Annotated in this window: 5 protein-coding genes and 1 pseudogene; 2 read left to right on the forward strand and 4 right to left on the reverse strand. The window is 41.6% G+C overall.

Annotation, left to right across the window (positions count from 1 at the left end; genetic code table 11):
- The first annotated feature begins 613 nt into the window (after positions 1 to 613).
- Positions 614 to 2,821: a bluetail domain-containing putative surface protein gene (locus IQ229_RS09500; RefSeq protein ID WP_194043170.1), complete on the forward strand. Its 2,208-nt coding sequence runs from the start codon at positions 614 to 616 to the stop codon at positions 2,819 to 2,821.
- Between the two features lie 332 nt (positions 2,822 to 3,153).
- Here IQ229_RS09500 and IQ229_RS09505 read toward each other — a convergent pair whose 3' ends face one another.
- From IQ229_RS09505 to IQ229_RS09520, 4 genes are all read right to left on the reverse strand, one after another.
- Positions 3,154 to 3,384, reverse strand: coding sequence for a hypothetical protein (locus tag IQ229_RS09505; RefSeq protein ID WP_194043171.1), 231 nt, complete (start codon positions 3,382 to 3,384; stop codon positions 3,154 to 3,156).
- A 30-nt stretch (positions 3,385 to 3,414) separates the two neighbouring features.
- Positions 3,415 to 3,954 (reverse strand): hypothetical protein, encoded by a 540-nt coding sequence (locus IQ229_RS09510; protein WP_194043173.1) that lies wholly within the window; start codon positions 3,952 to 3,954, stop codon positions 3,415 to 3,417.
- A 390-nt stretch (positions 3,955 to 4,344) separates the two neighbouring features.
- Positions 4,345 to 4,743: a TIGR02588 family protein gene (locus IQ229_RS09515; protein ID WP_194043175.1), complete on the reverse strand. Its 399-nt coding sequence runs from the start codon at positions 4,741 to 4,743 to the stop codon at positions 4,345 to 4,347.
- Positions 4,740 to 5,627: a TIGR02587 family membrane protein gene (locus IQ229_RS09520; RefSeq protein ID WP_194043177.1), complete on the reverse strand. Its 888-nt coding sequence runs from the start codon at positions 5,625 to 5,627 to the stop codon at positions 4,740 to 4,742. Before IQ229_RS09520 ends, IQ229_RS09515 begins: the two co-directional genes overlap by 4 nt.
- A 389-nt stretch (positions 5,628 to 6,016) precedes the next feature.
- Between IQ229_RS09520 and IQ229_RS09525 the strand changes: the two are divergent.
- Positions 6,017 to 6,109: pseudogene (locus tag IQ229_RS09525) on the forward strand (CsbD family protein); the annotation flags it as partial.

Consider the following 6,109-nt stretch of genomic DNA (forward strand, 5'->3'; position numbering starts at 1 on the left):
GACTACGAATTAGAGCGCTAATATTACCATTAAAAATATCTGCTATGTCATGAGGTTAAAATTAAAGAATATAACTAAATGTTTTTGCCTAATTATCAACAGTAAATATCTTAAAGCCTTATTTTTTCGTACAGACTACCTAATTTAGGATGATTGCATTTACGGACTATAGCCTAGCCACATCAAGGCTTTGAACGTTTTCGGAGATGTCTAATGACTGTAAATATTTTAGGCTTTGATTCTTGCTCCCTAACGCTAGTAGGGAAGGGGTTGAGGGTTAGGTTTAAGAGAAAGTTGCACACGGCGTTAATGTGATTAAAAAGATTGACTCAAAAACTTATAAGTAAGTTGGCGCAAAAAAAACAAAGTATGTTACGAAACATAAATAGGCTTAAAACTCTTGCTAATGACCAATGACAAAGGACAAATGACAGCCTTAGCCAGTTAGCTTTAATTGCGCCGACCTACTTAGTCATTTTCATAGCTGATGCAGCAAAAAGACATCTAACAATCTATCATAAGTATAAAAGATTTTGCAGAACATAGCGATTTGAAGAAAATACTTAGCAGTACATAACTGGAATCAAACAGATAAGGAACACAAGACCAATTTATGACCTCAACTACAACTTACACTTACGATATCGATGGCAAAGTGATATCTGAGAGGACAGACAACAACGGTGATGGGACAATAGACTCAGTTATTACCTACCGCTACGATCGGACATTCACAAACTATGGCAACAACGTCAACGGCATTGATTATGTCTCCACCTATACTTATGATGCCAAAGGTAACCAGACATCAGTGAGCTATGACTACAACGGCGACGGCATACCGGATAATGTCTACAGCTATACTTATGATGCCAAGGGCAACCTGACATTCGAGAGCCGTGACGTCAAAGATGCCGATCCCAGCTTACCGAGTTATGTCTACAGCTATACTTATGATGCCAAGGGCAACCGAACATCCGAGAGCCGTGACGACAACGGCGACGGCAAAGTTGATTCTGTCTCCACCTCTACTTATGATGCCAAGGGCAACAAGACATCAGTTAGCTCTGACAGCAACGGCGACGGCATACCGAATTATGTCGAAACCTATACTTATGATGCCAAGGGCAACCGGACATCAGTGAGCTATGACGGCAACGGCGACGGCAAAGTTGATTCTGTCGAAACCTTTACTTATGATGCCAAGGGCAACCAGACATCAGTGAGCTATGACGAAAAGGCCGACGGTAAAGTTGATTCTGTCGAAACCTTTACTTATGATGCCAAGGGCAACCAGACATCCGATAGCCGTGACTACAACGGCGACGGCATACCAGATTATGTCTACAGCTATACTTATGATGCCAAGGGCAACAGGACATCTGAAACCCGTAACAACAACAGGGACGGCAGACTGGATTATGTCGAAACCTTTACTTATGATATCAAGGGCAACCAGACATCCCAGAGCCGTGACGACAATGGAGACGGCATACTGGATTATGTCCAAACCTCTACTTATGATGCCAAGGGCAACCGGACATCCATAAGCTATTACAACAACAGCGACGGCAAAGTTGATAGAGTCGAAACCTCTACTTATGATGCCAAGGGCAACCAGACATCCCAGAGCCGTGACGACAACGGAGACGGCAAAGTTGATTATGTCGAAACCTATACTTATGATGCCAATGGCAAGTTTATATCCTTAAAGGCAGACTACCAAGGAGACGGCAAAGTTGATTATGTCCAAACCTCTACTTATGATGCTAAGGGCAACCAGACATACTTTAGCCGTGACTACCAAGCAGACGGCATACCGGAGTATGTGGAAATCTCTACTTATGATGCCAAGGGCAACAGGACATACTTAGGCTACGGCAACGGCAAAGTTGATTATGACGAAACCTCTACTTATGAACGCGCATCCGCCAACTATGACTTCAACAATGATGGTGTAATTGATGCTGTTGGCATCTACAGCTACGATTTTAACAGCAACCTGACATCACAAAAAATTGACAATAATGATGATGGCATATTTGATGAAGTCACCGCTTATAGTTACGACGCTAACGGCAAACAGACTGCACAGGTAGCTGACAAAAATAATGATGGCATCCCTGATGAGATTACCACTTTCAACTACGATCGCAATAGCAAACTAATTTCCGCAGATATTGACAACAACAGTGATGGCATTACTGATGCAGTTGCCACTTATCTGTATGATACCAATGGTCAATTAATCAGCAAAACTACCACAAACGGAAATGTGCCAAAGATTACTTTAAACAGCGGTAAGGGTGCAGATCAACTCAGTGGTGGGGCTGGTAACGATCAAATTTCCGGCAAAAGCGGCAACGATCAACTCTTTGGTTTAGCAGGAAATGACAAACTAGTTGGTGGTAATGGTAATGACATCCTCAATGGTGGCGCTGGGCGTGATATCCTCACAGGCGGTTGTAGCGCTGATAAATTTGTGTTCAGTAGTCTGAGTGATTCGCTGTTGTCTGGCTTTGATCGAATAACTGACTTGAACATTTCTCAAGATAAAATTGATGGGCTGTATGCAGTTAGCGCTGCTAATTTAGTTCAACTTGGCACTGTTGCAAGTCTAAATCTTTTCGATGTACAACAGATATTGACTACAACTGCTTTTGTAGCTAGAGGTGCGGCAACTTTTACCCTTGGTACAGGCAATAAGGGGCAGATTTTTCTGGCACTCAACGATAACACTAATGGATTCTCTGCCCTCACGGATGCTGTGATTGAGATTAGTGGCTACAAAGGCAGCTTGAATAATTTAGCAGTTGTCTAACTTCATGCTGCTCACCAAAACTAGAGCGTCGGTTCGTACCCTTTGTCCAAATTTGAATTTATTATCCCCCTTGCTAGAAAGTTCCCTGCCTTCTGCCTCCTTCAATGAACCACAGAGGCACAGAGAACACAGAGAAAAGAGGAATTATGAGCTAAAGCACAGCTTTGGCGGGGTGGGCTTGGGGGTATTAGGACTTAGGCGAAAATTGCCAAAAAACTTAATTTATCGAACCGCCTTCTCTACAAGACGCCAAGAGCGAACGCGTAGCGTCTCGTAGAGAAGACGCCAAGAAGCCAAGAATCGTAGAGTGTGCGTAAGTCCTAATCATTTACTTACGTCTTGACTGGTAAACGAGAAATTGTCCATAAGATGAGTAGGAAGATTAAGTAAATTGCACCAACTAATCCAAACTCAATCAGAGGAATATAGGTTACTTCGTAAATTCTGCCCAAGCCGCGTTCAGTCAGTGCATAAACGGCCAGGACACTCACTAAAAAGGCTCCGTAGATAGTACGTTTAGTCCAGATACCCACAGGTAAACCGTGAAGCTGAGTAAGTACCAAAATGCCAAAAAAACCAAAGAGAAATGTGGGTCACTTGCTTTGCCCTAGTATTAATGACACGATTACACTATGTAAAAGCACGGAAGCCTCCAAAGTAAATGTCCACCAACGGTCTACATGGGTGCGGTTAAAAATCAAGGAAGATTGGAGCAAAAGCAAGAACATATAGAGAAAACCAATCAAGTGCCCCCAAGTCGCTTCCATTGGGTGATACCAAAAGGTGTAGATAGCGGCAAAGGAGAAAAAATAGCCGTGATACAGTTTGATAATTTGCAAAAACTGTTGATGGAAGGGAACAGAATTGCCAAAAAATAAACCGCGTCGAGGTGTTTCTAAAATCAGTACGAACACTAGTAAGAGTACAACTGCACCTTGAGAAGCCCAAATTGAAGTATCTTGAGCTAGAGCATCGTACCAAATATATGTTTGGAGAAAGTGTAAAGCGATGAATACACCATTAATGGCAAGCATGAGGTAATTTATTGGATGCAACGCTGATTTGTATTTCAACTGCGATCGCTGCGCCCACAAGATACACGCCCAGATGCTAAACTGATGCCCAAGGTACATACCCCAAGCCGTTGCTCGACTCCAAAAGGTTGGTTGGGGAAGCTTCCAGTAGTACCAGTTTAATCCTTGGTCAGGAAGTTTGATAATGCTTGCAGGAATGCTCCCACCGATCCAAATTCCGTAGGTGAGGAAGATGCTTACAAAGATGCCTAAAAATAATACTCGGCGACTTTCTTCAAGGTTATCAGAATGCGGGCGCTATCGTGTTGAAAATATGGGCAAGCAATAAAATATTGGACTCATACAGTAGGTTTCAACTTCTCTACGAACGCGAACAGCGTGTCGGAGACAGAGGTTACGTCAAGTAAAGAAATACCCCACGCTAACTCTCCCCGTATGTATTGGCTACGGTGTACAATATTGTAGGGTATTTTTTTATTTGTCAGTCCCCTATGGCAATTTATAGCTACCAACACGTATATTTAACTGACCTTGGCGCGGGTTATGGCTGAATATAAATGCGCCTTCTTCGCTTTCCCCACTAGATAAAAAGTCAATCTGTTGCTCTCCTGTTTCTGTAACTTTGCCGTCAATCATTAACTCAGCCATAATCTGAACTGACTCAGCTGTATCTCCTCCACTATTCACAACTTCAAAAGGAACATAAAACTGGCCATTAATTTCTCGAATTGTTTGTTTTTTAGTAACCGAAAGGATCGGAGGTTGATTTTTTTCGTTCAGCCAAGTGTAGCCTACTAGACTCACAATGATTGCTAGGATGAATGAGGCAATGCTGAATGTTATCCACTCAGCTATTGAGCGCTTTGGTTGTTGTTCTGTTTCAGTCATATTGCTAACCTTCCGGCTGCACCACCAATAGTTGCGGGTAAACCCAGTACCAATGTGTGATCTAACCACATTGTCCAGGGGTCGCTAAAAGTTAATTTTTGAAAGAACCACAGCATAAAAGCACCTGCTAGCAATGATACTAGGTAGGACATAATGGTTTCGCTCGATGGTCGTTGAAAAATTCCCTTTTGCTCTTTACGTTTTTGCTGGTTAGAAAAGCCTGCCTCAAATACAATGCCATAAGAAATCAGCAAAGATGCGGCGATCATTGCCAACTCCCAAGGTGGAGAGGTTGCGGCTGCAAGCATAGAAATTTCATCTGTGGGAGCAATGTTAAATGCAATTATGGTTGCACCAATCAGGGTTCCACCCACATCAGTAAAGGTGGCGTGTAACCCATCACCTTTGTTCTTGGTTGTGTTATTTTCCCGATCGCTTCCTTGTCCTTTTCCATTGCTGTTTTCAGTATCTCCCAACAACTGATTCGCTAATGCTACACCAAGAGCGAAGGGCACACTTTCAAAGATGATTTTACCTAAAGATTCCTTTAGGGAGGTTTCTGGTGTCAATTCTTGCAATAGTAATAGCACAAAGGTAGAACAAGCTATACCGATCGCGATCGCTTCTACGGTATCCATTACGGCTTGATGAGCGAGCCAGCGATATCTGCGTTTCCGAAAGCCTTCTATCTGATTGAGCAAGTAAACCACAATAAACATTAATGCGATCGCCATCATGATAAATTGTGTTTTTGCTAGCGATCCAATCCACCAAACCTCCATTGTGTACAGCAAGGGTATGCCAAACAAAAAACCTCCACAAGCACCTCGAATGATGTCATTAATCTCATTCTTCCAGACATTTTTTTGACTTTTTCTTGGCACTCCTTTATTTTCCTTTTATTTAAATTTTGTTTTAATTTATAGTTCATTTATTTGCAAATAAAGTTATTTTTTTAATATATATAAATTTTATTTATCAGATTTTCATATTTTATATTATCTGCTACAACACCGATCGGCATCTATCTTAAGATAATATAATTTACCAGAATATTCTCTCGGTTGATGGAAGTAAAAAACAATACACAGATGTTAAATTATTTAATAGCTTAGGGACTTTCAAGTAATAAAATAACTCAAATATTTTATTACTTGTAGGATGAGCGTCTTAACTGTCCTGTGAAACGATCGGGCTTTTCAACCCACTTTGCAAGTAGTAGTAACTTATTTTTGGATTTCCCTGAATCAACTACAAGCTGGAGATAAAGACCATGAGTGCCGAAAAGAGAATAGAAGCGACTGCAAAAAATATTGAAGGAAAAATTCAAGAGATTGTGGGTGAAGTCACAGGTAATCCGCAAGAT

This window comes from Nostoc cf. edaphicum LEGE 07299 (genome assembly GCF_015207245.1).
Taxonomy (GTDB): domain Bacteria; phylum Cyanobacteriota; class Cyanobacteriia; order Cyanobacteriales; family Nostocaceae; genus Nostoc; species Nostoc edaphicum_B.